A 26,914-nucleotide genomic window follows, 5' to 3' on the forward strand; every position below is an offset into this window, starting at 1 on the left:
TTGAAATAGACATGAATAAGCGTTGCAATGGTTGTTTTGCCTCACTTCAATCGGACTGTGTGGAATTGAAATAAATTCCGATGCAGGCCGCTTCCCCCGATGAGGCCGACTTCAATCGGACTGTGTGGAATTGAAATAGCGGCGAGAGCAACACAACGACCCGGCTATTTGACTTCAATCGGACTGTGTGGAATTGAAATAATGTAGATGTGGCGTCCATCATTCTGGATACCGGACTTCAATCGGACTGTGTGGAATTGAAATAGTGCTTATGGGTAGGGCCATAGGCCTGCATGCTCCACTTCAATCGGACTGTGTGGAATTGAAATCGTTTGACGTGCGCAGTCGGGGTTTCTTCTTGCGTAACTTCAATCGGACTGTGTGGAATTGAAATTGGGAGCGTATTGCCGTGTTCGAGGTCAAATACATACTTCAATCGGACTGCGTGGAATTGAAATAAAACCGCCATGCGTTTGGTTCGTCCTTTTCGGCTGTGGCAGGCCGTTCAGTCTAATATCAGTCTGAGGCACAATGAGGGACTAATCGGCCGCTCTGGGTGCCGGTCTGCGCCCACACAGGGTTAGCTTACACCCTACCTCCCGACACGACCTGCTGGTGCCATAAGGTAGGTGTACGCAGCACCATGGAAACCGCCTTTGTCCCCGTCAGGAGCGAAGAAAGCCGGGTGACCCCATTAGGTGAACGGCCGATACCGGCATGGGTAGCGGTGCCGATATCGGCCGTTTACCTCACTTTGTCGGGTCGAGTTCAGAGGCAGCAACTCTTCTTAGGGGCAGCACAAGAGTAGGAACAGAAAATATCGGTAGGGGAAATTTGCACAGGCGGTTGTCTCAGAATACGGCCAACTGCTCGGCGTGAGCCGGACCACCAGTTACCGGTACCTGGCCCATCTGCGCGTACCCACTGGCAGCACCGCCACGTCAACCTGAACTGTCGGTACCGAAGCCTTATCAAAAAAGAAATTCCCGCTACAGCCTCTTGGTGCAACAACCTGCCGGCTGACCGGTCTCATGCCTAGATGAGCAACCTGCCCACCTCCCCCGCGACCGATCAGCAGCTTGTAGCGCAGGTGCTGGGGGGAAATACTGCGGTTTTCGGGCAAATCGTGCAGCGCACGGAAGGGCTGGTCACGCAGATGGTATTCAAAATGATTCGCCATCCCGCCGACCGCCCGGATATCGCGCAAGAGGTGTACCTGAAGGTGTTTAAAAACTTAGCGGGGTTTAAATTTCAGGCGAAGCTCTCGACGTGGGTTGGTCAAATCGCCTACAATACGTGCCTGCATTACTTAGAGAAGAAACACCTGGTGCTGGTCGACCTGTCGGAGCCAAAACCGGACGACTCGCCCGAGGAAGGCCGCAGCCCTCCCGTACGCTTGGTGGCTGAGTCGAGAGATGACCCGGAAACGGCCCTGTTTGACCAAGACGTAGCCACTATTCTGAGCGCGGCCATCGAGCAACTGCCGCCCCTCTACCGCACCCTGATTGCCTTGTACCACCAGCAGGAACTGAGCTACGAGGAAATTGCCCAGATAACCTCCCTGCCGGACGGAACCGTGAAAAATTACCTTTTCCGGGCACGGAAACGGCTAAAACAACACTTACTGGCCAGCTATCAACGCGACGACTTATGATGAGTCCCCATCTTTCCGAGCACGCCCAGCAGGAGGCCGCCGAATCGACTTCCCGGCTGCCCGCTGCCCAAGCGGCCCACCTGCGCAGCTGCCCCCTGTGCCAGGGCCGGGTAGCTACCTACCGGCACCTGCTGACGGCCGTGGCGCACCAGCCGCCTCCCACCTTTGCATTCGACCTCACGGCGAGCGTCTTGGCGCAGTTGCCCCGGCCCAAGCCCGCTTTTCCTTGGGTGCTGAGCGGCGTGGCTGCTCTCGTGCTGGGGGTAGTCGTCGCGTTTCTGGCCTTGTTTGGGGGCCTGCTGGTACCGGTTTTCCAAAGCTTCGCTACCAGTCTGGGAGTCGGGCTGGTAACCGTGGCGGGCTTGTTCGTGGCCGGGCAGTGCCTGGAGTTGGTGGCCCGGCATCGCCGGCAAATGCGCCAACTCGCTTTTTCTTAAAAACTTTTGCAACATGATGGGCGGCAGCCGGTCTCATCCGGTACCGCTCCTCCCCGGCTCACCCTATGAAACGTTTTTGGCTGCTCCTGCTTTTTTGCCTCGCCACCTGGGAGGCTTCGGCCCAAGGCACTAGTGCTTTGGGCCCAGTCCTTGATGGTAGCGCGTTGGAGCTGGCCCGACGGGTATTCCTGCCCGTGGTAGGGCTTTTCCTGCTTTGCAACTTCGTCCTGGCTGCCGTCAAGCTGGTGTTAAACTACCTGCTAAAAAAGCAGATTGTGGCGGCTGCTACCTCGGAAAGCATTGTCGAACGCCTGCTGCCCCGCCCGCAGGACGAGCAAAACAAGGTGGTGAAGTGGGTGACGCTGCTGCTGAGTACGGGCACGGGGCTGGCGCTGTGCAACTGGTACCTGCCCTGGGGCCTGCACTCCGTCATCATCCTGCTCTTTAGCACCGCCGTCGGCTTCCTGGCTTACTACCTCTTTCTGCGCCGCCAAACCAAGTAGGCAGCCCCTTCTGCTTAGTACGATTGCACTACTTCCTACTACCCACAAGGTAGTTAGCCTACCCCTTTATGCTGTTTTGTATGCACTTCCTGACCCTACTACTCCGCCCCCTTTGCGTAGTGACCCTGTGCGCCGGCGCCACGTCCGCGCTGGCCCAGGCATCCGGGGCCATCAGCCTCACCCAGGTGGCCCCCACCGCCCTGCGCCTGCGCATTGAAAACCCTACTGCCTTGCCCGGGAGCGTGCAGGTGGTGCGCCTGAGCAGCCGGCAAACCCTTTTCAGCGAAACCTATACCGTTCCGGCGTACGGCCACCGGTTTGACTTCCGCCATGTGCCCAGCGGCCGCTACCTCGTGCGATTGCAGGCCGGCGGCCAGGTGTATCGCTGCCTGGTACGGGTGCAGACCCAAGATCAGGGTTCGTCCATGCGGGTAAATAAGCTGACTTCCCGTGCGATGCCTGCCACCGTGGTGGTCAAAAACCTAGCGGTCAGCAGTTGGTAGCGGGGCCCGCCGTGGCTATCTGCCCAAGTAATCTATCCTAGGGTCTGCAGGGGAATTCCCCCAATCAACCACTAGCCAAGCACAACCAACTTCTACTACCGTTCCCGGCCAATGCCATGAAACAGCCCCCTTCCTTTGGCTTGCTTACTATGTATTACAAGGTAATATGTATTGCAATGAAATCTACTAGACAAATAGTTACAATTCATCAGGCGGGGCATCCGGCTACCGCATGGTCCTGGGTTACCGGCTGGCTTCGAGGGGTAGGGTGGCTCGGCTGGTTCGGGTTAGTAGCAGCCAGTCTGCTGCCCGGCCGGCTGCTGGCCCAGGGGCTGGGGGAAGTGTCGGGCACCCTGCTGGACCAGCGCACGCGCCAGCCCCTGCCCTTTGCCAACGTGGTGCTGTTGCGGCTGCCCGACTCGACGCTCATCGGAAATACCCAAACGGCTGCAAACGGCTCCTTTGCCCTGACTAGCCTCGCCCTGGGCCGGTACGTCGTGCGGGCCGAGGCCCTGGGCTACCAGGCCGCCCGCCGACCGGCCACGCTGAACGCTACCGCTCCGGTCGTGCGCTTGGGGGAGTGGCTGGCCGTTCCAACCGCCGTGCAGCTCGGCAGCGTGGTTGTGCGGGGTGAAAAAGCGGCCGTTGTCAACGACCTGGGTAAAACTATTCTCAACGTGGACCAAGACCTCAACAGCGCGGGCGGTACGGCGGCGGATGTGCTCCAGAAAGTGCCCTCGGTGGCCGTGGACGACAACGGCCAGGTCAGCCTGCGGGGTAATGCCAGCGTCACCCTCTACCTCGACGGCCAGCCCGCGCCCCCTACCCTGCGCCTCGATCAACTGCCCGCCAGTCGCCTGGAAACCATTGAAATCATCACTAATCCCGGCGCGCAGTATGCGGCCCAGGGTACGGGGGGCATCATCAACCTAGTGCAGAAAAAACAAACCCAAGCGGGCTGGAACGGCGACGCCCGGGCTACGGTGGGCACCCGGGACAAGTACACGGCGGCGCTCAGCGGCAACCGGCAGGTCGGCAAACTCACCTTTTCCGGCAACGCCGACGGGTTGCGCAATCGGTTCCGCGGCAGCTCGGCCTTGCAGCAGGTCGCCGCGGTAGATGGCCGCACCAGCCGCACCGACCAGACGGGGGCCAGCACGCGCCAGCAAACCAATTACAGCCTGCGGCTGGGCGTTGCGTACGCTTTCAGCGACGAGCAGCGCGTTAGCCTCACGGCCCAGTACTACGCCCAGGACTTTCGCACCACGCAGAACTTTGCCACCCGGCTCGCCCAGGACGCCACCCCCTCGCTGCTGCTGCGCAACCAGAACACGCAGGCCGAAAACCTGTACGGCAGCCGGTTCTCGGGCACGTACCGGCGCACCTGGGCCGCGTCCCCTGGCCGGGCGTTAACCGCCAGCGCCTCGTATTACCTCGACGGGGGCACTGTCACGACCCAGCAGCGCGTTCTGGATGGGCCGGCCCGCTACCCGCGCAATGCCCGCCAGCAACTGCTCGACGTCACCATTCATATGCCGTCGGTGCGGGTGGACTATGTGCATCCGCTGGACCAGAAGCGGCGCTGGGAAGTGGGCGTCAAAACCGATGCCCTGGTGACGCCCGGCACGGCCGATTATGCGGTGCAAGCCACCCCGGGAGGCGAATTTATCGGGCAGGACGCGGGCTCCTACCGCTACACCTACCGGCAGCTCATTCCGCAGGCCTATGGGTCCTACCAACACAACTCGGATGGGTGGGAGTACCAGGCCGGGGTGCGGGCCGAATTTACGGGGCTCTCCGCCCAGGTGCGGCCCACGGGCGCGGAGAGCCAACGGATTCTCAATTTCTTCCCCTCGGCGACGGTAGCGCGCACGCTGCCCCACGACCAGCGCCTGCAACTCAGCTACTCGCGCCGCGTGAACCGGCCCAATTTTCTGCAAATCATTCCGCTGCCCATCTATTCCGATGCCCGTACTTACGTGGTGGGCAATGCCGCCCTGCGCCCCGAGTACGGGCACGTTGCAGAACTGGGCCACCAGCTAACGTGGGGCGCCACGACGCTCAGTACTACCCTGTTTGGACGCGTTGCTAGTCAGTCCATCCAGAGCTTGCGCACCATCGATACCCTGGCCACCCGCCGCAGCGGCCAGCCCGATTTCATCACCCGCACCAGCTACGCCAATTTTGGCCACACGGCCAGCTACGGGCTGGAACTCTCGCTGACGCAGCCCGTGACCAAATGGTGGAAGCTCACGACCAGCGGCTCTGCCTACCGTAACCAGGTAGCCAGCTACAGCGGCGAGGGTACCCGCGCTGGCTTCACCGGCACGGCGTATCTGCTCAACCAGTTTAGCCCGACCAAGACCCTGGCCGTGCAGCTCAGCGGCAACTACCAGGCCCCACTGGTGGTTCCTCAGGGCCGCGTGCTGGCCGTGTACGGGGTGGATGTGGCCCTGCGCCAGCGCCTGTTGCACGACCGGGCCGCGCTAACCCTGCGCGTGAGTGACCTTTTCAATACGCGCCGCCAGTACACGCAGCTCGCGGCCGACGGACTTGCCACTGACCTGCGAACCAAGTACGAAACGCGCGTGGGCTACCTGGGATTCTCCTGGTTTCTGGGGACCAAAAAGTCCGACAGCACCATGGAAGACCAGCCGCAGGGTGATAGGGGTGGTATAGGTGGGTAGCGCCGGAACGATGGCCAGTCGGCCTCCACCAGTAACCAACGCTGCCATCTGTTACCTTTCCTACCATGCCCGTTGAATTCCTGCGTGACGAGCAGGCCGCCCGCTACGGGCGCTACCACGCCGACCCCAGCCCGAAACCGTTGCGCCGGCCAACTGCGCCCCTTGCGCACCCTCGCCCCTGGGAAGTATCGCTTCGTGAATTAGTCTAGTGATATTTTCTGTTCCTACTCTTGTGCTACCCCTCTCACTATGTCGTTGCAGGCCAACACGCCCTTTTGGCTTTCTCCGGTCGCTAGGCTCCCCGTAGCAGCTGCTACTCAGCTGTTTCTACCTACTCTTGCCGCCTGCTCCTGGAGAGAAAGTGTACATAACTGGACGTATGGGACGGCCATTAGGTAGTAGGCGTTACAAAGTAGAAGTCGTGGTCATAGCGCCGATCCACTTGGTACAGCCACTTCTTACCAAGCAGTGCTGTTAGCCCTTGTTCGATAGGCTCCAGGGAAGAAACCAACTGCGGGTAATTCCATTCGATGAACGACTGTATACGCCACAGATCGAACCCATGCCAGTCCCCTTTCGAATCAAAGTCAACATCCAATTTGAGCCCTTCGTTTTCAAAGTAGCAGCCGATGCCGTGAAAGGAATAGGCAATTCCATTGACCCTGCCCCTTTGCCCCATACAGGCGTTCCGCTCTACCCAACCGATGCGCGTGAAATCAAGCCCATAGGCTTGCCGCAGGGCACAACAGAGCCTGTCCGCCTGCTGCACCCACTGCTCAATACACGCAAATAACTGTTGCTCGCTGTGGGTAAGAGCACCCCGCTCAGCGGCCATTACCGGTCGCACGCCTGGCAGGTCCTGTGCGGGCTCCTCTTGCAACACCTCCACCACAAAGTGCCCAATCTGCTCGCGGAGGGCCGTGCCAATAGCGATACTCGCTCCTGCTCGTAAGGGGGCTGCTGCTTCTGCCGGAATAGCGAGTACCGCACCTTTTGTTTCTCCTACCCGCAAGGGCCCACCGGAAACAGACGTTACGTGGGCTCCGAAGATGTAGGGTAGTGCGGCAGACCAAAAGCAGAGAAAATCGTTTTCCGCCACCTGATTCTGCGCTAGCCATCTACTGGGAGGGGCAACCGCCAGCGAAAGAGTACCGTGAAGGAGCATAGAGTGTCAAGATCAAAGAAGGCGGCAACTTACAGCTTCCTCCTGATTGGGGTAGCGCTCGAGTAAGAATAGAAAATATCGCTAGGCCAATTCGTTGAGCGACGCTTCCCAATTAGTTAGGGTGCGCAAGGGACGCAGTTGGTCGGCACAACAGCTTCGGACAGCGTGAAATCCTACGAGTCACTGCTGACCGTAGTATGAGCGAGCTAGGAAGTTTACCGTCACGCAGAAACGCTACCGGCATCGGAGGGCTTGTGGTTGTCGTGGAAAGGCACCAGTGCGGAACCAGAGGTCTTAGCGCATACCTGCGCCGGCGTACAACGGCAGCGGGGTTGGTCGTCTATCATTTAGCAATACAGAGCGCCCACCCTATTTGCCTATCACTCGGCCCGCAGGCTCAGCACGGGGTTGCGACGGGCGGCTCGCCAGGCCTGCACGCTTACGGTGAGCCAGGCAATGAGCAGGGCCCCCATCCCGGCTGCCGCGAAGTACCACCATTGCCATGCCACGCGGTAAGCAAAGCCCTCCAACCACCGCTGCAGGAGCAGGTAGCTCAGCGGCAGCGCCAAAACGATGGCCACGACCACCAGCCAGGTCAGGCTGCTGGTTAATAGCCAGACAATACTCAGCTCACTAGCGCCCAAAGCCTTGCGGATGCCGATTTCCTTGCGCCGTCGCTCGGCGGTGAAGGCGGCCAGGCCCAACAGACCCAGGGCAGAAATGAGAATGGCCAGCCCGGCAAAGTAGCGGGCGAGCACCGCTACCCGCCGCTCGGCCACGTACTGGGCTTGGTAGTCGGCATCCAGAAACGTGTAGTCGAGCGTAAAGCCGGGGTTATAGGCCGCGTACAGCTGCTGCAGCCGCGCAATCGTGGCCTGCTCCGCGCCCGGCTGGAGCTTCACGAGCACCGTGTTGATCTGGGGGTCGAGCTTGAGGAGCAGAGGCTTGATTTTTTCGTGCAGGGACTCGTAGTGGAAGTCGCGGACCACCCCCACGATGCGGGCGCCGTTGAGCTGTTGGCCCACGGGGTCCGGCATCCCCAGGCCGGCCACCAGGGCTTGGTTGACGAGGATGGCGGCGCTGTCGGCGCGGAACTGCGGCGCAAAGCTGCGGCCGGCTACCAAGTGCAGGCCCATGGTTTCCAGTAGGTCGTAGTTGACCAGCATCGTCCCCACTGGCAGGCGCTTCCCCTGCCAGCTCACCTCCTCCACGTGACGCCCCCCCAGGAAGCCGCCCAAGACGCTGGACGCCTGTACAACGCCAGGCAGTTTCTTCACCTCGGCCAGAAAGGCCGCCTGCTGGCGCGCCGCCTTGCCGCCCGTATCAAAGCGGAGCACGTGGGCCTTGTCGTAGCCCAGCGGCTGGCGCTGCACAAACGCCAGCTGCGCGTTGACCACTACCACAGCCACAATGAACAGCACCGAGAGCGTGAATTGCAGCACGACCAGGCCTTGCCGCGTCCACACGTCGCCGGCCCTGGTCGGCAGCTTGCCTTTCAGCACGGCCGCCGGCTGGAACCCCGACAGGTAGAACGCGGGGTAGCTGCCCGCCAGCAGCCCCGTACCCAGCGCCAGGGCCAGGCCAGCCCCCACCAGCTGCGGCTCCCACCGCAAAGCCAGCGGCTTGCCCGTCAGTTCGCTGAACTGCGGGAGTACGAGCTGGACCAGCCCCACGGCCACCACCAGGGCCAGCAAGGCCATCACCACGGATTCCGTCAGGTATTGCCCCACCAGCGCGGCGCGGCTCGCCCCCAGGGCCTTGCGAATGCCCACTTCCTTGACCCGCCGCGAGGCCTTGGCGGTGAACAAATTCATGAAATTGATGCTGGCAATCACCAGAATGAGCCCGGCAATCAGGGCAAACAGCCGCACGTAGGTAATGCGCCCCCCAGTGGCGACGCCGTTTTCGTAGGTGCCGTGCAGGTAGGCCGCCGAGAACGGCCGCACGAACAGCGTGCGCCCCCGGGCCTGGGCCTGCGCGCTTTTGGTTTTCAGCAACCCCGCCAGCTTGGCTTGAAACTGCGCGGGGTCGGCCCCCTCCTTCAAGGCTAAGTAGGTGGTGAATGGGCCGTCGTCGTCCCAGTTGATGGTTTCGCTCATCTGCATCAGGTCCTTGAACGAGGCAAACGGCAGCACGCAGTCAAACTGCTCGGACGAGTTGCGGGGCACCCCGGCAAACACCCCGGCCACCAGGCAGGTCTGTTTTCGGTCGGCCATTTGCCATTCCACGGCTTTACCCAGGCTGTTTTGCGGCGACCCGAAGAGCTTGGTGGCCAAGCCCTCGGACAGGACAATGGCGTCTTTGTTTTGCAGCACCGTGGCGGGGGTGCCCACCAGCAAGGGGTAGGAAAACAGCTGGAAGAAGGCCGGGTCCGCGTATTTGGGGGCGACAGTGAGGTGCTGGCCGCCCGCCACCAGCGTGAACCTGGGGAAGAAGGGGACCGGCGTGGTGGTGGCCACCAGTTCAATCTCCGGCATTTCCCGCCGCAGGGCCTCGGCCAGTAGCGGCACGGTGCCGGTTTGGGTTTCGATGCCGGCGGCCGTGCGGCGGTTTTCCAGCACCTGATACAGGCGGCCGTCCAAGGCGTGGTAGCGGTCGAAGCTGCGCTCGTCGCTTATCCACAGGTAGATGAGCAGCGCGCAGGCCAGGGCGGTTGAGAGGCCAACGAGGTTGATGAAGAACGTGCTTTTGAACCGCTTGAAGTTGCGGTAAATGAGCAGCAAGGGGTAGGGAAGCATGGCCGAAGGGGGAGGAATCGGTTAGAATTGGCTGCGGCTGTTTTCGAGCACCACCTGCCCGTCGAGCAGGCGGACGACGCGCCGGGCATACCGGGCGTCATGCTCGGAGTGCGTGACCATGAGCACGGTGGTGCCGGCCTCATTCAGCTCGGTCAGCAGCCCCAGCACGTCGTGGCCGCTGGCCGAGTCGAGGTTGCCGGTGGGCTCGTCGCAGAGCAGCAGCGGCGGGGCGTTCACCACGGCGCGGGCCACGGCCACGCGCTGCTGCTGCCCGCCCGAGAGCTGCAGCGGAAAGTGGTTGCGCCGGTGCAGCAGCTGCATTTTCTCCAGCACCTGCTGCACCCGCTGCCGCCGCTCGGCGGCTCCTACGCCGAGGTAGCGCAGGGGCAGCTCCACGTTTTCAAACACCGTCAGCTCGTCAATCAGGTTGAAGCTCTGAAACACGAAGCCCAGGCTGCGCTTGCGCAGTTCGGCTCTCTGGCGCTCGGAGTAGCGGCTGGTCTCGGTGCCCAGCAGTTGCAGGCTGCCGCCATCGGGCTCGTCGAGCAGGCCCAATAGGTTGAGCAGGGTTGACTTGCCGCAGCCCGAGGGGCCCATGATGGCCACAAACTCCCCCTGCTCTACCGTCAGCGAGACGTGGTTCAGCGCCTTGGTTTGCACCTCTTCTGTGCGGTACACCTTTTCCAGGTTTTCGGTCTTAATCATGAGCAGTAGTCTTGTTGAGCCAAGTAATTAGTAAAATGCCTAGGGCTGGCGGCTGTCCAGCACCAGCTCCTGGCGGTCGGCGTAGCCTTCGTAGCTGGAAGTCACCACTTGGTCGCCGGGTTGCAGGCCCGCCAGCACTTCGTAATAATCGGGGTTCTGCCGCCCTAGCCGGATGGCTACCCGTTGGGCCCGGGTGCCGTCGGCAGTTAGCTTGAACACCCAGTTGCCCACGGTTTGCTGGTAAAAGCCCCCTTTGGGCAGCAGCACCGCCGGGGCCTTTGCGCTCAGCGCCAGCCGGATGGGCAGGGTCTGGCCTCGCCGCAGGCCCGGTGGCGGGGGGCCGGTAAAGGCCAGGTCGATTTGCAGGCCTTTGGCCACTTGGGCGAAGATTTTGGTCACGCGCAAGGCATACGCTTGGCCATCCACTACCACTTCGCCCACCTGGCCGGCCGCAATGCGGGCAATGTAAAACTCGTCCACTGCGGCGTGCAATTTCACGCCCGCCAGCGCGTCAATCTGCCCTAGGCGCTGGCCCCGCGTTTTGGCCTCGCCCACTTCCGCGGCCAACGAGCTGAGCCGCCCGCCGACTGGGGCCCGTAGCAGCAGGTCGTCCATCTTGCGCCGCATCAGGGCCAGGTTGCTGGTCATGCGTTGCACCGATTCCTGCATGGTGCCCAGTTGTTGCTGCATGGCTATTGAGTCCTGGCGCAGGGTTTGCTGCGTCAGTTGTCGCCTGCGTCGCTGGTAGCGGTAGGCGTTCTGGCTCTGCAGGTAGTCCTGCCGGGCAATTACCTTTTGGTCGTAGAGCACCTGGTTGGTGTCGAACTCCCGCCGAGCCTCGGCCAGCTGAAAGTCGATTTCGACTAGCTGATTTTGGCGCAGAATGCGGTTTTGCAGCAGCTGGTTGCGGGTGTTGCGCAGGTTGTTCATCAGCTCGTACACGGCCGTTTCGCGGTTTACCATTTCCAGCTGCAAGTCGGGGTTGGCCAGCTGCAGCAACGGCTGGCCCGCCGTCAGGGTCGCGCCTTCTTCCACCAGTACCTGCTGCACCGTGCCAGCCTCCGCCGCGTCCAGGTACACGGTGCGCAGGGGCTGCACTACCCCGTCGAGGGCCGTAAACTCCTGAAAGTTGCCCCGCGTGACGGGGCTGATGGTGAGCCGGCTGGCCGCCACGTGCAGCCGCTGGCCCGGCCTGGGCCAGTAGAGGCCAGCCGCGCCCAGGCCCGCCAGCAGCAGGCCCCCCAGCCACCACCAGCGGGCAACAAACCACCATTTTTTCTTCGGTATCAGGACATCCATTTGGTTCGAGGCAGGAACTAGCAGCAAAAAACTAGTGACCGGAGATGCCAAGAACGGTGCCCTACTCGCAAGGCATTGTAAATCAACAATATGGGTTTAGAATCTACCTGTCAGTTGTTGCCAAACGTCCGGTTTTGCTACAGTTGACCGTCCGGTTCCGATACACTCCGCCTGAGCCGCTGGGCTGAAATCTGCTTGGCGGATTGAAAACCAGTATTTTCCAAGGCCTGCACGGTTTATGTGGCCTGCATTGGTACCGACACCTGTTATCCCCGACTTTTACGTTTTACCAAGCCGTTTTTTCATGAACCTTACGCACGCCCGCCTCCTGGTGGTGGACGACGAGCCCGATGTGCTGTTTGCCCTCAAGCTGCTGCTCAAAACCGAGGTGCGGGAAGTCGTGACGGAGAAAAACCCGGAACGGCTGCTCTCCCTGCTCCGCCAGCAGCACTTCGACGCCGTGCTGCTCGACATGAACTACCGCAGCGGCCAGGCGACGGGCAACGAGGGCTTCTACTGGCTGGGCCGTATCCGGGAGCACGACCCTACCACGGCCGTTATCCTCATTACGGCCTATGGCGACGTGCGCACGGCGGTGCGCGCCCTTAAAGCCGGCGCCACCGACTTCCTGCTCAAGCCCTGGCACAACGAACAGCTCCTGCAAACGCTGGCCGCCGCCCTTCAACCCACACCCGGCAGTAAAAGTGGGGGCACCCCGAAAAAACCAGCCGGGCCGGCCACTGCTCTCCTGGGAGAGTCAGCCGCCATGCAGGAAGTGCGCGCCATACTTGAAAAGGTCGCCCCCACCGAGGCCAATGTGCTGCTGCTCGGCGAGAACGGTACGGGCAAGGAGCTGGTCGCCAGGTCCCTGCACGAGCAGTCGCGCCGCGCCGCGAGGCCCTTTGTGGCCGCCGACGTGGCCGCGCTCAGCGAAGGGTTGTTTGAAAGCGAGCTGTTTGGGCACACCAAGGGGGCGTTCACGGATGCCCAGGTTAGCCGCGTGGGCCGGTTTGAGGCGGCCACCGACGGAACCTTGTTTCTGGACGAGATTGGCAACATTGGCCTGCCGCAGCAAGCCAAGCTGCTTACGGCCCTGCAAAACCGCCAGGTGGTGCCCGTAGGAAGCAACACCCCCGTTCCGGTAGATATCCGCCTGTTGTCGGCCACCAACGCCCCGTTGCACGCCCTGGTAGCCCGCGGTGCCTTCCGCCAGGACCTGATGTACCGCCTCAACACGGTCGAAATCACGCTGCCGCCCCTGCGTGAGCGGGGCGACGACGTGCAGCTGTTGGCCCAGCACTTCGCCCAGGTGTACGCCGCCCGCAACCGGCAACCCGTGCCGGAATTCAGTGCCGCTGCCCTGCGCAAGCTCCGGGAGCACTCTTGGCCCGGCAACGTGCGGGAGTTGCAGCACGCCGTAGAGCGGGCCGTTATTCTGGGCACCGGCCCCGTGCTGCTACCGGCCGATTTCTCGTTTCGCAACCCCGACTCGGGCACGGCTGCCGCGCCAGCTGCGACCGGGGCTGAGCAGCCGTTGCCGTTGCTGGAAGTCGAGAAAAACACCATTCTGCAGGCCATTGAGCGCCACCAAGGCAACCTTACCAAAGCGGCCAAGGAACTAGGCCTCACCCGCACTGCCCTCTACCGTCGGCTCGACAAGCATGATATTTAATAGCCTGGACGCCCGCCTGCTGGGACGGTTGGTACTGCTGGTAGCCGCGCTGGCCGGGGGCGGGTACGCCGCGCTGCACCACGCCTACGGGCTAGCCCTGGGGGGCCTGGTGCTATTACTCCTCCTGGTCGTGGACCTAACCCGCTACCTGACGCGCGGCCAGCAGGCTCTGGCCGATTTTACCCTGGCTCTCCAGTACCGGGATTTTTCGCGGCAGTACCCGGCGCAGTCCGGTCCGGCGTCGCTGCGGCCCTTGCACGAGGCCTTCAACCAGGTCAACGCCACGTTTCGGGAGCTGCGGGCCGCGCAGGAAGGGCAGTTCCAGTACCTGCAAACCATCCTGGCCCTACTGGATACCGGCATCGTGTCCTACGACGCAACGGGCACCGTGGCCTGGGTGAACGAGGCATTTAAACAGATGCTGCACCTGCCGTACCTGAAAAATATCCGGGCGCTGCAATCCCGGCAGCCGGTTCTTTACGAAGCCATCTGCCGGGCAGTGCCCGGCCAGCCCGTGGTGGTGAAGCTGACGGTAGACCGCCAGACGGTGCAGCTGCTCGTTTCGGCCACCCGGTTTAAGCTGCGAGGCGAAGCGTTTACCCTCCTCGCCTTCAAGAACGTGAGCCAGGCCCTGGCTGACACCGAAACTGCCGCCTGGCAGCAACTGCTGCGGGTCATGACGCACGAAATCATGAACTCGGTTGCCCCCATTGCTTCACTGGCAGATTCGTTGGGCCGCCACGTGCAGCGCGCCCGGCAGCAAGAGGCGTCGGATGAGCTGCTCGACGACGTGGGCATCGGCATTCGCATCATCCAGCAGCGCAGCGAAGGGCTGCTGCGCTTCGCCCAGGTGTACCGGGACTTCAGCACCCTGGGCTCGCCGCAGCGCACCACCCTGTACGTGCAGGAACTGCTCCAGGCCACCCGCCAGCTCCTGGCGGAGCAGCTGGCTGCGCAAGGCATTGAGGTTACCCTGAGCGTCCGGCCCGCCTACCTCACCCTGCACGCCGACGGCCACCTGCTGGAGCAAGTGCTTATCAATCTGGTACTCAATGCGGCGCAGGCAGTTACCCACACCCCTACCCCTCGCATTAGCCTGCAGGCTTGGTCCGATGAACAGCAGCGAGTCGTTATTGCGGTGAAAGACAACGGGAGCGGTATTCCTGCCGACGTGCTGGACAGCATCTTTATTCCTTTTTTCACCACCCGCCCCAACGGCTCCGGGATTGGGCTGAGCTTGGCCAAGCAAATCATGCAGTTGCACCAAGGCAGCATTCAGGTCCATTCCGTAGAGGGGGCAGGCAGTGCGTTTCAGCTGTGGTTTCCCCGCAGTTAGCTTCTAGTAGTATAAGCATACTTCTACATTAAGTACCAGGGGCTGCTCCTATACTGCCACCGGTAGGAACAGCTACATGCGCTATAGATACCAGTAAATGGTGGCCCAGCCGATTCCGTGTAACTGCCCGATTTTAGGCTACTGTCTTGTCCGGCTGCAAGTAGAGCGTTTTGGCTGCCTGTGCTTTGGAAAGGGCCTGCTTGGAGAGGTCTTTGGGCCGCCCGCCTTCCCTGTCGCCCTCCGGCCCGCGCCACCGTCAGGCCGGCTTTGGCCCGTTCGCGAATAATGGAAGCGGGCTTCTAGTTTATGCAAAAGGTGATGAAAGTAATGAATGGCCTCTCCAGGCCTATCTCGCGACCGTGCTAGTGCCCGTCTCAGCGGATATAGTGCTGAGCCACTAGACGATGAGCTTACTGCTCCAACAGCGTGTTGAGTTCATTTATCACGTACGTCCTAGATCTTTTGAGGCCCGTAACATTTTCCAAACGCACGTTTAGAAAATGCTAACCCAAGCTTTCACGTCTGTAGTCGAGAAGTATATTTCAGTACAAATTCCGTTCACCAGTTATACTAAAATATACCGCCTTAGATTTAGATCCGTTTGCTTCGCTTTTGAGAATATACTGGTTCTTACCTTGACTCCCCTTTTAACGCTCCCACCCCTTTTTTGTAGTCGTATGCTTTCTCCGCTAAGCGGCGGCTGTTAGTTTGTAGTACCTCCTCACCCCTTTTTTGTAGTCATATGCCATTAGCATTATGCAGCTAAACAGCTCTATATTTTCCCTGTTCCAGTGCCCTCTGGCTCATTCAGCATATGACTACAAAAAAGGGGTGAGGGGAAAGGCTATTTGATCAGATACACCCTTGTATGCACTCCCACCCCTTCCTTCATGCGGGATATGACTACAAAAAAGGGGTCAGCGCAAAAGCCTGTTTATAACTCAATCAGGACCTGCAGAAAGTAGAGTCAGTATTGTATTTGATTTTTCAAAAAAGCTACTCAAGAAACTAGTAGTTTTCTTCCTTTATAAAGTTTACTTAGTTTACAGGTGTTGTAACTGTCTGTACATCAGTATTATATAGACGTATATGACTACAAAAAAGGGGTCATATGACTACAAAAAAGGGGTCATATGACTACAAAAAAGGGGTCATATGACTACAAAAAAGGGGTCAGCGGGGCCTCATATGACTACAAAAAAGGGGTCATATGACTACAACCTCGTGAATATGTAGCATAATGTACTGCATTTGCTTACTTTGGCTTCATGAAACAAGATGCCTTGGTAAAGGAGGATAGCGCAGCTCATCCTCTCATTGTGCAGCATAACGCGCTGATCAACGCCCGGTTTGAACTCAATACCACCGAGTCGCGCCTGTTTCTCGCTTTGCTCAGCCGCATCGGGCGGGATGACACCCAGTTTCAAGTGTGTCAGATCCCGGTCCGGGAACTGATGGGACATAGCTCAAGCAATTCTACCTATGACCTGGTGCGCAAAACCCTCAAGCACTTTGCCTCACGCACCTTGCTGATTGAGAAGTTGGATACTTCTGCCCGTCGCCAGAGCAAGCCTGACTTCTCCATTCTACCCCTGCTTGCCTTTGCTGAGTACAAGCACCGGGAGGGTATTGTCGAAGCCCGGTTCAATGATTTGCTCATGCCCTACCTACTGCAGCTACGGGAGAATTTTACCAAGGCCCAACTAACCGAACTGCTGAAGCTGAAGAGCAGCAACGCCTACCGCATCTATCTGCTGCTGCGCGAGTACGCCGCTTTCGGTAAACGAGTAATGGCCGTGGCCGATTTAAAAAGCATTCTGGGCGTGGAGGAAGAGTATGATCGGTTTACCAACTTCAAGGCCCGCATCCTGGACCGGGCCCGGGCCGAGCTAGCCCAAACCGATATGGCCTTTACCTATGAGCTAGAAAAGCAAGGCCGCACAATTACCCACATCTGCTTTTTGTTTAAGCCAACCGGCAGCGCCTTACCGGCGGTACCGGTCCCCGAATCTGGCTGGGAAGCTGCCCTGCTGGAAACAGGCATCGCCGCTAAAAGCATCGCCGGCATCCGGACTCAGCTGGAAAACGGATACTACGACGAAGGATATGTATACTTCGTTGTGGCGTATGTCCGCCGGCAGGCAACAGCCGGAAAAGTGAAGAAGGTAGGCGGGGCCGTCTACAAGGCCCTTGTGGAGGGCTACCTGTTGGAGGAGTATCGCCGACAGGTGCGCAAAGGCAAAGCCCAGGAACCGAAGCGTCGGCCGGCCAGTCCGATGCTCTCGCTCCAGGAGCGGCATACGCTCGATGATGTGCACGCCATGTACGAGACTATGCGCCAGCGTCAGCTGATTGGGGAGGAAACATTTGAAGAGAATTTGGCGCGGGTCTGGCTCGCAGCAGGGTTCCGACAGGAAACCGACGAGCAGGGAGTACAGTGGCTGATCAAGCCCTAACCAGCCCGAAACTCCACGCGCCTAGTAGTCACCGTAAGTAAGAGGCTACAGCACTCACGGCGGCTCCACAGATTGGCGTATGCAAGACCTTAAAGGAAGAAGTAAAAGGGTGATGCTATAAGTAAACTTACGCTATAATAATAAGAGGTATTAGTTGTAATAAGATATTGATAATATGCATGTTGATATAAAATAATACACCTTATTTTACACCTAGTAGTGCGTTCAAAAGTAAGTGTGTAATTAGGTGTATTTTGTAGTGGCTTTAGCACCTGATTCTAGGTGCTAAAGCCAACCTGATTGTAGGTGTATACTGACGTGTACAGTTAACTGCCCTTGCCCTCTTTTTCATACTTCTTCTGCTCCCGCTGTATTTTTTCCTGGATGGCCTCCAGGAGCCAGTCTTGGGTGGAGATGCCTAACTTCGGACTGGTTGGCTTGCGGGGCCGTTTGGCACGGAGTTCATCGATAACCGTGAGCATGGTGGAGGGCAACTTGATATTGAAGTTCTTGATGGTAACCGCCACGGAGGGCTCAGCAGTCACCGAGGTGCTGCCACGATTAATTACAGCCTCAATCTTCTTTTCATCTGGTACCGGGCTTGGCGTTGGCACGGTTGCCTTGCGAATGGGGGGCTTGGAGATGGCCATGCTACTGCTGCGTGACGTGATGAAACAAAACATTGAGTTCGGCAACCGCTTTCTCATCCACAGGAGAGGTTTCGAAAATGGACAAGCCTTTGCTGGCAGCCGTAGCAAAAGCCTTACGGTTAACTATTGGAAAATCCACGAAGTTGAGCGCCTCGTTTTCCCGCAGTACTTCCATTGCCTCGGCATTATCCACGCCCCGCGTATCGGCCTTGTTTAGAAAGGAGAAAGTCTGCAGGGGCGTAGTCCGCACATCTTGCACTTCAGCGAGCAGAGCCAGCACTTTAGAGAGCGTCCAGATTTCGTACGAGCGGGGCGCGAAGGGCAATAAGTACCGGTCGGAGACAAATAAGGCGGCCCGTTGGCTGGATGTGTCCCGCCCCCCCGTATCAATGATGATGTGCGAGTACTTGGGTTTTAGCAGTTCTACCTGCCGGCGAACGAGCGCCCCGGTTAGCTGTACCAGCGTGTAGCCCAGTTCTCCGCCCCGGGTTTCGCCCCGCCACGCGGTGAAGTCAGACGAGCTTTCCTGCTCATCGGCATCTACTAGCAGTACGTCGTGACCCTGCCGGGAAAGCCACACGGCTAAGTTAGTTGAAATGGTGGACTTGCCTGTGCCGCCCTTTATTCCTCCTACGGTAATAATCATGTAGTTGTGGCGCTTGTTTAGGTGTGAAAGTAGGTGTTATACAGGGTGATAATATACCCCAATTCTAGGTGTAAAAACAGGTTCGGATCATAACCTGGAATCTAACCTGTTTGAGCGTGTTTAATCAGGTGCGGAATTTCTGCGTTTTTTGGCGTAAAGAAAAACAATTATAGGTGTATTAACAGGTGCAATACTACCTATACTTACGGGTGGAATTTTAGGTGTAGAAATGTGAAAGGCTACGCTGTAGATATAGCTAACGTATCTCGCTGGTTAGCTAAATGCTCTCTAGCAACTGCAGGATCCCCGATTACCGGGTGCCTGTGTCTGGCACAGCTTACCGGCGATGGGGGTAAGCCGCCTTAGGACGAATCAAAGAATTGGGCAGATACAACCCCTGCGGAATGCGCCTGCCCCTCAGTAGCGCCCAGAGGAAATTGAGGGGGCAGCCCTTGCAGGCGTAGAAGGTATGCCTGCCGCAATGTGGCGGCGCATGGGGCGCTCAAAGAGCGCCACTAGATGGTGGCTATATGCTATGCAAACACGACCAATACTTGCTAACCGGCATTCGTTGTTTACTGTAGCATCAGCTGTCAGACATGGCCTGGTACGTTCTTGTCTCTGTATCCGTTGCTTCCTGTAGTATAGTACGCGGGCTAGTAATTGTCCTGGTTCTTTGCTTTACTTGATAAACTTTTGCAGATATTTTAGACCAGTAGTCAATCTTGCTAGTAGTGCCAGGCTCCACCCGGGGGCTTACCTGCTTCTCTATGGCAAACAACTACGTATTCTTTTTCGCCGGGGAGTAGCAACTACACGGGTTGACATTGCATGCATAACACCAAGTACATCGGAATAGATATTGGCGGAACCAAGGTTCAGGTCGGCGTTGTGCAGAACGGGGTGGTAGTCCAGCAAAGGCGGTTCGAAACTTTCGCTACTGCCTCGAAAGAGCAGATTCTGGCGGAATTGGCAACTCATATCGATGTGGTGCTGGATGCCGAGGTGGCTGGTATTGGTATCGGGACGCCGGGGCTGGTAGATGAGGAAAACGGCATTGTGTACAGCGTGCAGAATATTCCTTCCTGGCAGCAAGTGCACCTGAAGCAGTACCTTACCCACCGCTTCAATATGCCGGTTTACCTGACCAATGACGCCAATGCCTTCGCCGTGGGCGAGAAGATGTACGGGCAGGGCCGGCCGTTTGCCAACCTGGTAGGCCTGGCGCTCGGAACTGGGGTAGGCGCGGGCCTTATCATCAACCACGATGTGTACTCCGGCGCGCTGTCTAGTGCCGGGGAGTTTGGATGCGTGCCCTACCGCGACAAAACTGTGGAGGAGTATTGCAGCGGTAAGTTCTTTACCCAACAAACCGGCCGGCCAGGCTCAGAGTGGCATGCGCTGGCCCAGCAAGGCAACCCCGAAGCGCTAGCCTTATTGACCGAGTACGGCCGCCACCTGGGCAACGCCCTCAAAATCATTCTGTTTGCGGTGGCGCCGCAGGCCATCTTTCTCGGTGGCTCGGTCAGCAAATGCTTCAAGTATTTCCAGGGCGGCCTGCACGAAAGCCTGGGGGAGTTTCCCTTCCCGAAAGTGGTGGAGCAGTTGGTTGTTGCGCCCTCAGCCATTGAAAACGCGGCCATCCTGGGCGCCGCGGCTCTGTGCCAGCTAAAGCAGGAGTTGCGTACCAATCCTCATAACGTACCTTCCCTGTGAGAAAGCCTCCCGGGTAGCAGCGGTAAGGCTGGGCATAAGCAGCCGGATTGGATTGTCCTTGATTCCCTGAGCTCTGTCGAATGAAGAAACACCTACTGGCGGTACTAGTAGTGTTGCGGTTAGCCTACCCGCTGGCGGCGCAGCAACGCTACGAGCTAAATGCAGGCTGGCTGGCGCACCCTATAGCCAAAGTGCAGGCCGACGGGCCGCACCTCTCGCGCCCTTCCTACCCACTGAGCGGCTGGCTGCCTGCCGTAGTGCCGGGTACGGTGCTGACCACGCAGCTCGCCAACAACCAGGTGCCCGACCCCTTTTTCGGGATGAACAACAACCGCATCCCCGACATCTTCCACACGGGGCCCGGCTACTATACCTACTGGTTTGTCAAGGATTTCCAGGAGGCTCCCGCCGCGGGCACTGACCAAGTGTGGTTGCACTTGCGGGGCGTTAACTACAGCTGCGAGGTTTTTCTGAATGGGCAGCAGCTTAACCAGCAAACCCACCGCGGCATGTTTCTGCGCCAGACCTACAACATCACGCCCTACCTGGCCCCCGACGGCCGCAACCGCCTGGCCGTGATAGTGTACCCACCCGACCCCGTGGGTAACCCCAACGGCGGGCAGGGCGGCGACGGTACCATTGCCCGCAACGTGGCGCACCAGTACGTGGCCGGCTGGGACTGGATTCAGCCCATTCGGGACCGGAACACGGGTATCTGGGACAAGGTCATGATTGAGAAAACCAAGCAGGTTAACCTGAAAAACCCGCACGTGATAACCCGGGTCCCTGGCGTGCGCCGGCCTACTGGCCCCCAGCATCCGGCCTACCTCGACGTGACGGCGGAGCTGGAAAACCCAACCGGCAGAAAGGTATCGGGCGTGCTGCAGTACACCATTGCTGGCCAAACCGTCAGGCAGAAGGTAACCTTGCCGGCCCGGGCTACGCAGCTGGTGGCGCTACCCCGGCTAACCCTCCCCAACCCCCAGCTGTGGTGGCCCAACGGCTATGGTGCTCAACACTTGTACCCCTCCAAGCTCCAGTTCCTGGTGGGTAAAACCGTATCGGATGCGGAAGACGTGACGGTGGGCGTGCGCGAAATCCGGCCGGAGTGGAACGCGAAAACCCAGAGCATGCAGGTGCTGCTCAACGGGCAGAAAATCTTTATGAAGGGCGGCAACTGGATTATTTCCGACGCCATGCTGCGCTTTACCGCCGCCCGCTACGACGCTGAAATCCGCTTCCACCGCGACATGAACCTCAACCTGATTCGGGTGTGGGGCGGGGCCCTGGTGGAGCGGCCCGAGTTTTACCAGGCCTGCGACAAGTATGGGCTGCTGGTGCTGCAGGACTTCTGGATGTCGGGCGACGCCAACGGCCGCTGGGTAGACCCCCTGAAGCTGGACGACCAGTGGACCCGCCGCCAGTACCCCGCCGACCACCGCCTGTTCCTGGCGTCGGCCGCCGACCAGGTGAAAATGGTGCGCAACCACGCTTCTCTGGGCATGTGGTGCGGGGGCAACGAAATCACCCCGCCCCGGGACATTCTCACCGCGCTGGAAGATTCCATCCTGCCCACCCTTGATGGTACGCGCTGGTTTATTCCGTACTCCAACTCCGACAGCATGTCGACGAATACCCTGGGTGGGGGCGGCGACGGGCCGTATACCATTCAGCCCCTCAGCCGCTTCTGGGCGCAGCGCACCTACCCCTTCAACTCGGAGGTAGGCTCGGTGGGGGTAGGCGACTACGAGTCGCTGGAGCGTTTTCTGCCCGCCGCCAACCTGGTGCCGCCGCAGTACGTGGGGGGGCCGGGCAAGCCCGCCGAGCAAGTAGATTCGGTGTGGAACTACCACAAGTATATCGGCTACGAGCAGCACCTGCTGCCCTACGGCGCCCCCCGCGACGCCCGCGACTTTGGCCTGAAAGCCCAGCTCGTAAACTACGACCAGTACCGCGCCCTCATGGAAGGCTTCAGCGCGCACATGTGGGAGTGGTACACGGGTAGCATCATCTGGAAAACCCAGAACCCCTGGACTGCCCTGCGCGGCCAGATGTACGACTACTACCTCGACCCGAACGCCTGCCTCTACGGCCTGCGCACCGGCAGCGAGCCGCTGCACGTCATGTACAACCCCGTCGACAGCGTGGTGATGATGACCAACAACGGGTTCGACGTGAAACGGGATATGATGCTGGTAGTAGATGCCTATGACATGGCCGGCAAGAAGACCAGCATCACGCAGGTACTTGTGGAAATCAACCCGTCGATGTCGAAAAAATACCTGCCCGTAAGCGCGGCGGTGCGGCAGCTGGCGAAGGAAAAAGGCCTGTTTCTTTCCCTGCAACTCCTGGACCTGAACAAGCAGCCTATCAGCCAGAACCTGTACTGGCTGCCCGACGCCAGGGGGGAGCACTCGGGCCTGAAAGCCATGCCGAAAACGGCGCTGCACGCCGCCGCCCGGCACGTAGGCAAGAACCAGATTGAAGTTACCCTGACCAATCCGGCCGGCGGCCCGGTGGCCTTCTTCAACCGCCTGGCCCTGATAAACCCCACCACGCAGAAGCGCATCCTACCCGTGTTCTACTCCGATAACTACGTGTCGGTGCTGCCGGGCGAGCGGAAAACGGTGGTGCTGGACTACCCGCCTACCACTGCTGGGCCCGCCCCGGTCGTGGCGGTGGAAGGGTGGAACGTGGGGAAGCACCTGGTGCCTGTACTGGCCAACTAACCCACCGCAACGGTAGCTTCCGTGCCTGAAAGCCTTATCTTTTCCGCCCTGTCTACTGGTTCACGAAAGCCCCGTATGATGCGCAGTAACCGTTTAGTCATCCGTGCTGTCACCGCGTTGGTGTGTGGTAGCGCCGCCCTGGCTGCTTGCACCACCAGCCAGAAGGTAGCGAGCAGGAGCCCAGGGGCTAGCCTCACGCAGTACGTAGACCCCTACATCGGCACGGGGTTTCACGGGCACGTGTTCCTGGGAGCCAACGTGCCGTTTGGGGCCGTGCAGCTGGGGCCCGTCAATATTACCGAAGGCTGGGACTGGTGCTCAGGGTATCACTACTCCGATTCTACCATCGTCGGGTTTGCCCACACTCACCTGAGCGGCACCGGCATCGGCGACCTGGGCGACGTGACGGTGATGCCGACCACCGGGGCGGTGCGCGTGACCGAGGGCCGGGTAAAGAATCCGGAACGGGGCTTTGTTTCCCTGTTCTCGCACAAGCAAGAACATGCCCGGCCCGGCTACTACGCCGTGCGCCTGCAGCGCTACGACATTAAGGCCGAGCTGACCGCCACCGAGCGGGTAGGCTTTCACCAGTACACTTTTCCCAAATCCGACGCTTCGCACCTGATCTTTGACTTGCAGCAGGGCATCGGCTGGGACCTGGCCACGGACACCCACATCGAGCAGCTCAACGACACTACCCTCATTGGCTACCGCAACTCCAAGGGCTGGGCCGTGGATCAGCGCCTCTACTTTGCGGCCGTATTCTCGAAACCCATTCGCAGCTTCAGCAGCGTGCAGGTGCTGGATACGCTGGGCAACACGACCCCCGCCGCCACTGGCAACCGAATTAAAGGCGTGGTTACTTTTGCAACCGAGGCGGGGGAAAAAGTAAGGCTGAAAGTGGGCATTTCCCCCGTGAGCACCGCCGGGGCCCAGGCCAATATCAGCGCTGAAATTCCGCACTGGAATTTCGATAAGGTAGTGGCCCAGGCCGATGCCGCCTGGAACCAGGAGCTGCAGAAAGTTCGGATTCAGGCCGATGAAACCCGCCTGAAAACCTTCTACACGGCTCTGTACCACACCCTGATTGCGCCCTCAGTCTTTAACGACCACAACGGCGACTACCGCGGCACCGACCAGCAGGTGCACCGCTCCCCGGGCTTTACCAACCTGACTACCTTTTCCCTCTGGGACACGTACCGGGCGGCGCACCCGCTGTTCACCCTTCTGCAGCCCGAGCGGGTGAATGATATGGTCAGCTCCATGCTGGCCATCTACCAGCAGCAGGGTAAGCTGCCCGTATGGCACCTGATGGGCAACGAAACCAACTGCATGGTGGGCTACAGCGCCGTACCCGTGGTGGCCGACGCCTACCTGAAAGGCTTCCGGGGCTTCGACGCCGCCCTGGCCTACGAGGCCGTAAAAGCCACCGCCATGCGCGACGAGTTCGGGCTGAAAGCCGTGAAAGAGGTAGGCTTTATCCCGGCCAATGGCGAGGTAGAAAGCGTGTCGAAAGGCTTGGAATATGCCATCGACGACTGGTGCATTGCGCAGATGGCCCGGAAGATGGGCAAGGCCGAGGACTACGCCTATTTCAGCCAGCGCGCCAAAAACTACGTGAATTACTTTGACCAGCGGACGGGTTTCATGCGCGGCCGCGTGGGACAAAATGAGTGGCGCACGCCCTTCGACCCCTTCAAATCCGTGCACATGAAGAGCGACTTCACCGAGGGCAACGCCTGGCAGTACACGTGGCTGGTTCCCCAGGATGTGGAGGGCCTCATTGGCTTGCTGGGAGGCGAGCAGCGGTTTAGCCAGAAGCTGGATTCCCTGTTTCTGGTGAAGGGAAGCATGGGGGAAGAAGCCTCACCTGATATTTCGGGCCTGATGGGCATGTACGCCCACGGCAACGAGCCCGGCCACCACATTACCTACCTGTTCAGCTACGTGGGCCAGCCCTGGAAGACTGCCGACAAGGTTCGGTTTATCACCGATAACTTCTACACGGCCAAGCCCGACGGCATCATCGGCAACGAAGACGTGGGCCAAATGTCGGCGTGGCACGTCTTCTCTACCCTGGGGTTCTACCCCCTGAACCCGGCCAACGGTGCCTATGTGTTCGGCAGCCCGGCCGTTAAGCAGGCTACCATCCGGCTAGCCGGCGGTAAAACGCTGACCATTGAAGCCAGAAATAATAGCTCGACAAATAAGTACATTCAGGCCGTTACGTTGAACGGCAAGGCCTATTCCAAGTCGTACATCACGCACCAGCAGCTACTACAAGGCGGTACCCTCACGTTCAGCATGGGGGCTACCCCCAGCCTTACCTGGGGGGTGGCCCCCGCCGACCGGCCAAAGTCGGTGCTGCAATAAAGGGGCTGAGAGTTGCCAGGCGGAGCGCCGTTACGCAGCTCACCCGACACCCCTCAGAACTGCAGAAACCAGGTAGCAGTCAGCGAGTTGCCTTGCACGACGCGTTGACAGCTTGCCCATCAAAGCTTTACCCTCTTATTCCCTCGCCACTATGAACCGCCGACTATTCCTTCAGGGCCTCACGCTGCTTTCGGGCGGCGCGCTGCTGCAACCTGCTTCGCTGCTGGCTGCGGGCCCCAGCTTCCCGGTGGTGCGCCCTGCGGCGGTAAAACGGCGGTTTCGGAGCCGCTCCGTAGAGGCGGCCATCCAGGAGTTCCAAAAAAAGGTGCCTGATCCGGAGCTCGGCTGGCTGTTTGCCAACTGCTTTCCCAGCACCCTGGATACCACCGTTACCTACACCCTGCGCGAGGGGCGCCCCGATACCTACGTCATCACCGGCGACATTGACGCCATGTGGCTGCGCGACTCCTCGGCGCAGGTGTGGCCCTACCTGCAGTTTGTCGGGAAGGATGCGGAGCTGCGGCAGCTGGTGGCCGGCGTCATTAACCGCCAGACGCGCTGCATTCTGAAAGACCCCTACGCCAATGCGTTCTACGGCGACGAGACGAGGGCAGGGGAGTGGAAGTCGGACCTGACCGCCATGCAGCCTGGTGTGCACGAGCGGAAGTGGGAAATAGACTCGCTCTGCTACCCCATCCGGCTGGCCTATCACTATTGGAAAATCACCCGCGACGCTACCCCATTTGATGCGGCCTGGCAGCAATCCATCCGGATGGTGCTGCAAACCTTCCGCGAGCAGCAGCGCAAAACCAGCCTGGGGCCCTACAAGTTCCAGCGGGAAACCGCCAAGGCCACCGATACCCAGCCCATGGATGGCTACGGCTACCCCGTACGCCCGGTGGGCCTGATTTGCTCGGCCTTCCGCCCCAGCGACGATGCCACGCTCTACTCCTTTCTGGTGCCCAGCAACTTTTTTGCCGTGGTAAGCCTGCGCCAGGCTTCTGAGATGATAACCCAGCTAACCCAGGACGCTACCACGGCGCGGGAACTTACTGCCCTGGCCGACGAAGTGGAAGCCGCCCTGCGCCAGTACGCCATCGTCGACCACCCGAAGCACGGCCGCCTGTACGCCTACGAAGTGGATGGCTTCGGCAGCCAGGTGCTGATGGACGACGCCAACGTGCCCAGCCTACTGGCCCTGCCCTACCTGGGGGCCGTACTGGCCACCGACCCCATCTACCAGAACACGCGGCGGTTTCTGTTGTCCGACAACAACCCGTTCTTTTTCACAGGCCGGGCCGCCGAAGGCATTGGGGGCCCCCACGTGGGCCAGGACATGATCTGGCCCCTTGCCATTACCATGCGCGGGCTCACCAGCACCAGCGACGCCGAAATTCGGGCCTGCGTGCACAGCCTGCGCGCTACCCACGCCGGTACAGGCTACATGCACGAAGCCTTTCACAAGGATGACCCCACCAAGTTCACGCGGGCTTGGTTTGCCTGGGCCAACACCCTCTTCGGCGAATTTCTCTGGAAAATCTACCAGCAGAAGCCCCAGCTGCTCGTGTAAGCGACGCAGAAAGCACCGGCCCGGCAAGCATGCCCGCCAACAAGCGCCGCCAACAGCCTGCGTAGACGACGACAC

19 protein-coding genes and 1 CRISPR repeat array are annotated in these 26,914 nt (G+C 59.8%); of the genes, 13 read left to right on the top strand and 6 right to left on the bottom strand.

Features of this window, described 5'->3' with window-relative positions:
* The first annotated feature begins 43 nt into the window (after window positions 1–43).
* Window positions 44–458: direct repeats of the CRISPR family, unit length 29 nt; unit sequence ACTTCAATCGGACTGTGTGGAATTGAAAT.
* A 581-nt stretch (window positions 459–1,039) separates the two neighbouring features.
* From K3G63_RS21405 to K3G63_RS21430, 6 genes are all read left to right on the top strand, one after another.
* Entirely contained in the window at window positions 1,040–1,654 is a 615-nt protein-coding gene (locus K3G63_RS21405; RefSeq protein ID WP_220616191.1) for an RNA polymerase sigma factor, read from the top strand.
* The gene (locus K3G63_RS21410; protein ID WP_220616192.1) at window positions 1,651–2,091 is read left to right on the top strand and encodes a hypothetical protein; all 441 of its coding nucleotides are present in this window, start codon (window positions 1,651–1,653) and stop codon (window positions 2,089–2,091) included. The genes K3G63_RS21405 and K3G63_RS21410 overlap by 4 nt, the downstream gene beginning before the upstream one ends.
* 65 nt (window positions 2,092–2,156) lie before the next feature.
* The gene (locus K3G63_RS21415) at window positions 2,157–2,594 is read left to right on the top strand and encodes a hypothetical protein (protein WP_220616193.1); all 438 of its coding nucleotides are present in this window, start codon (window positions 2,157–2,159) and stop codon (window positions 2,592–2,594) included.
* Between the two features lie 80 nt (window positions 2,595–2,674).
* On the top strand, window positions 2,675–3,097 hold the full coding sequence (locus tag K3G63_RS21420; protein WP_220616194.1) for a hypothetical protein: 423 nt from the start codon (window positions 2,675–2,677) through the stop codon (window positions 3,095–3,097).
* A 176-nt stretch (window positions 3,098–3,273) separates the two neighbouring features.
* Window positions 3,274–5,784 carry a TonB-dependent receptor domain-containing protein gene (locus K3G63_RS21425; protein WP_220616195.1) on the top strand — a complete coding sequence of 837 codons (2,511 nt, stop codon included), beginning with the start codon at window positions 3,274–3,276 and terminating at the stop codon, window positions 5,782–5,784.
* A gap of 65 nt (window positions 5,785–5,849) precedes the next feature.
* Complete coding sequence (locus tag K3G63_RS21430) at window positions 5,850–5,993, top strand: hypothetical protein (protein ID WP_220616196.1); 144 nt, start codon at window positions 5,850–5,852, stop codon at window positions 5,991–5,993.
* A gap of 182 nt (window positions 5,994–6,175) precedes the next feature.
* On the opposite strand, the gene K3G63_RS21435 is transcribed toward K3G63_RS21430, so the two are convergent.
* The 4 genes from K3G63_RS21435 to K3G63_RS21450 form a co-directional block, all read right to left on the bottom strand.
* On the bottom strand, window positions 6,176–6,949 hold the full coding sequence (locus K3G63_RS21435) for a DUF6896 domain-containing protein (protein ID WP_220616197.1): 774 nt from the start codon (window positions 6,947–6,949) through the stop codon (window positions 6,176–6,178).
* A gap of 380 nt (window positions 6,950–7,329) precedes the next feature.
* Window positions 7,330–9,687 (bottom strand): FtsX-like permease family protein, encoded by a 2,358-nt coding sequence (locus tag K3G63_RS21440; protein WP_220616198.1) that lies wholly within the window; start codon window positions 9,685–9,687, stop codon window positions 7,330–7,332.
* A 21-nt stretch (window positions 9,688–9,708) separates the two neighbouring features.
* Entirely contained in the window at window positions 9,709–10,392 is a 684-nt protein-coding gene (locus K3G63_RS21445; RefSeq protein WP_220616199.1) for an ABC transporter ATP-binding protein, read from the bottom strand.
* Window positions 10,393–10,431: 39 nt separating this feature from the next.
* The gene (locus tag K3G63_RS21450) at window positions 10,432–11,691 is read right to left on the bottom strand and encodes an efflux RND transporter periplasmic adaptor subunit (protein WP_220616200.1); all 1,260 of its coding nucleotides are present in this window, start codon (window positions 11,689–11,691) and stop codon (window positions 10,432–10,434) included.
* 304 nt (window positions 11,692–11,995) lie between these two features.
* Between K3G63_RS21450 and K3G63_RS21455 the strand changes: the two genes are divergently transcribed.
* The 3 genes from K3G63_RS21455 (at window position 11,996) to K3G63_RS21465 (ending at window position 17,155) form a co-directional block, all read left to right on the top strand.
* Window positions 11,996–13,363, top strand: coding sequence for a sigma-54 dependent transcriptional regulator (locus K3G63_RS21455; RefSeq protein ID WP_220616201.1), 1,368 nt, complete (start codon window positions 11,996–11,998; stop codon window positions 13,361–13,363).
* Window positions 13,353–14,699: a PAS domain-containing sensor histidine kinase gene (locus K3G63_RS21460; RefSeq protein ID WP_220616202.1), complete on the top strand. Its 1,347-nt coding sequence runs from the start codon at window positions 13,353–13,355 to the stop codon at window positions 14,697–14,699. The genes K3G63_RS21455 and K3G63_RS21460 overlap by 11 nt, the downstream gene beginning before the upstream one ends.
* Before the next feature lie 1,268 nt (window positions 14,700–15,967).
* Window positions 15,968–17,155, top strand: a complete 1,188-nt coding sequence (locus K3G63_RS21465; protein WP_220616203.1) for a replication initiation protein — start codon at window positions 15,968–15,970, stop codon at window positions 17,153–17,155.
* A gap of 326 nt (window positions 17,156–17,481) precedes the next feature.
* Here K3G63_RS21465 and K3G63_RS21470 read toward each other — a convergent pair whose 3' ends face one another.
* A complete protein-coding gene (locus K3G63_RS21470; protein WP_220616204.1) occupies window positions 17,482–17,805 on the bottom strand; it encodes a hypothetical protein in 324 nt (107 codons plus the stop codon).
* Between the two features lies 1 nt (window position 17,806).
* Window positions 17,807–18,451, bottom strand: a complete 645-nt coding sequence (locus K3G63_RS21475) for an AAA family ATPase (RefSeq protein WP_220616205.1) — start codon at window positions 18,449–18,451, stop codon at window positions 17,807–17,809.
* 831 nt (window positions 18,452–19,282) lie between these two features.
* Here K3G63_RS21475 and K3G63_RS21480 point away from each other — a divergent pair.
* From K3G63_RS21480 to K3G63_RS21495, 4 genes are all read left to right on the top strand, one after another.
* Complete coding sequence (locus K3G63_RS21480) at window positions 19,283–20,167, top strand: ROK family protein (protein ID WP_220616206.1); 885 nt, start codon at window positions 19,283–19,285, stop codon at window positions 20,165–20,167.
* Window positions 20,168–20,247: 80 nt separating this feature from the next.
* Window positions 20,248–22,896, top strand: a complete 2,649-nt coding sequence (locus K3G63_RS21485) for a glycosyl hydrolase 2 galactose-binding domain-containing protein (protein ID WP_220616207.1) — start codon at window positions 20,248–20,250, stop codon at window positions 22,894–22,896.
* Window positions 22,897–22,971: 75 nt separating this feature from the next.
* Entirely contained in the window at window positions 22,972–25,269 is a 2,298-nt protein-coding gene (locus tag K3G63_RS21490) for a GH92 family glycosyl hydrolase (protein ID WP_259404632.1), read from the top strand.
* Window positions 25,270–25,420: 151 nt separating this feature from the next.
* The gene (locus K3G63_RS21495; protein WP_220616208.1) at window positions 25,421–26,839 is read left to right on the top strand and encodes a glycoside hydrolase family 125 protein; all 1,419 of its coding nucleotides are present in this window, start codon (window positions 25,421–25,423) and stop codon (window positions 26,837–26,839) included.
* The last annotated feature ends 75 nt before the right edge of the window (window positions 26,840–26,914 follow it).

The organism is Hymenobacter sp. HSC-4F20 (assembly GCF_019599275.1).
In the GTDB taxonomy this organism is placed as follows: domain Bacteria; phylum Bacteroidota; class Bacteroidia; order Cytophagales; family Hymenobacteraceae; genus Hymenobacter.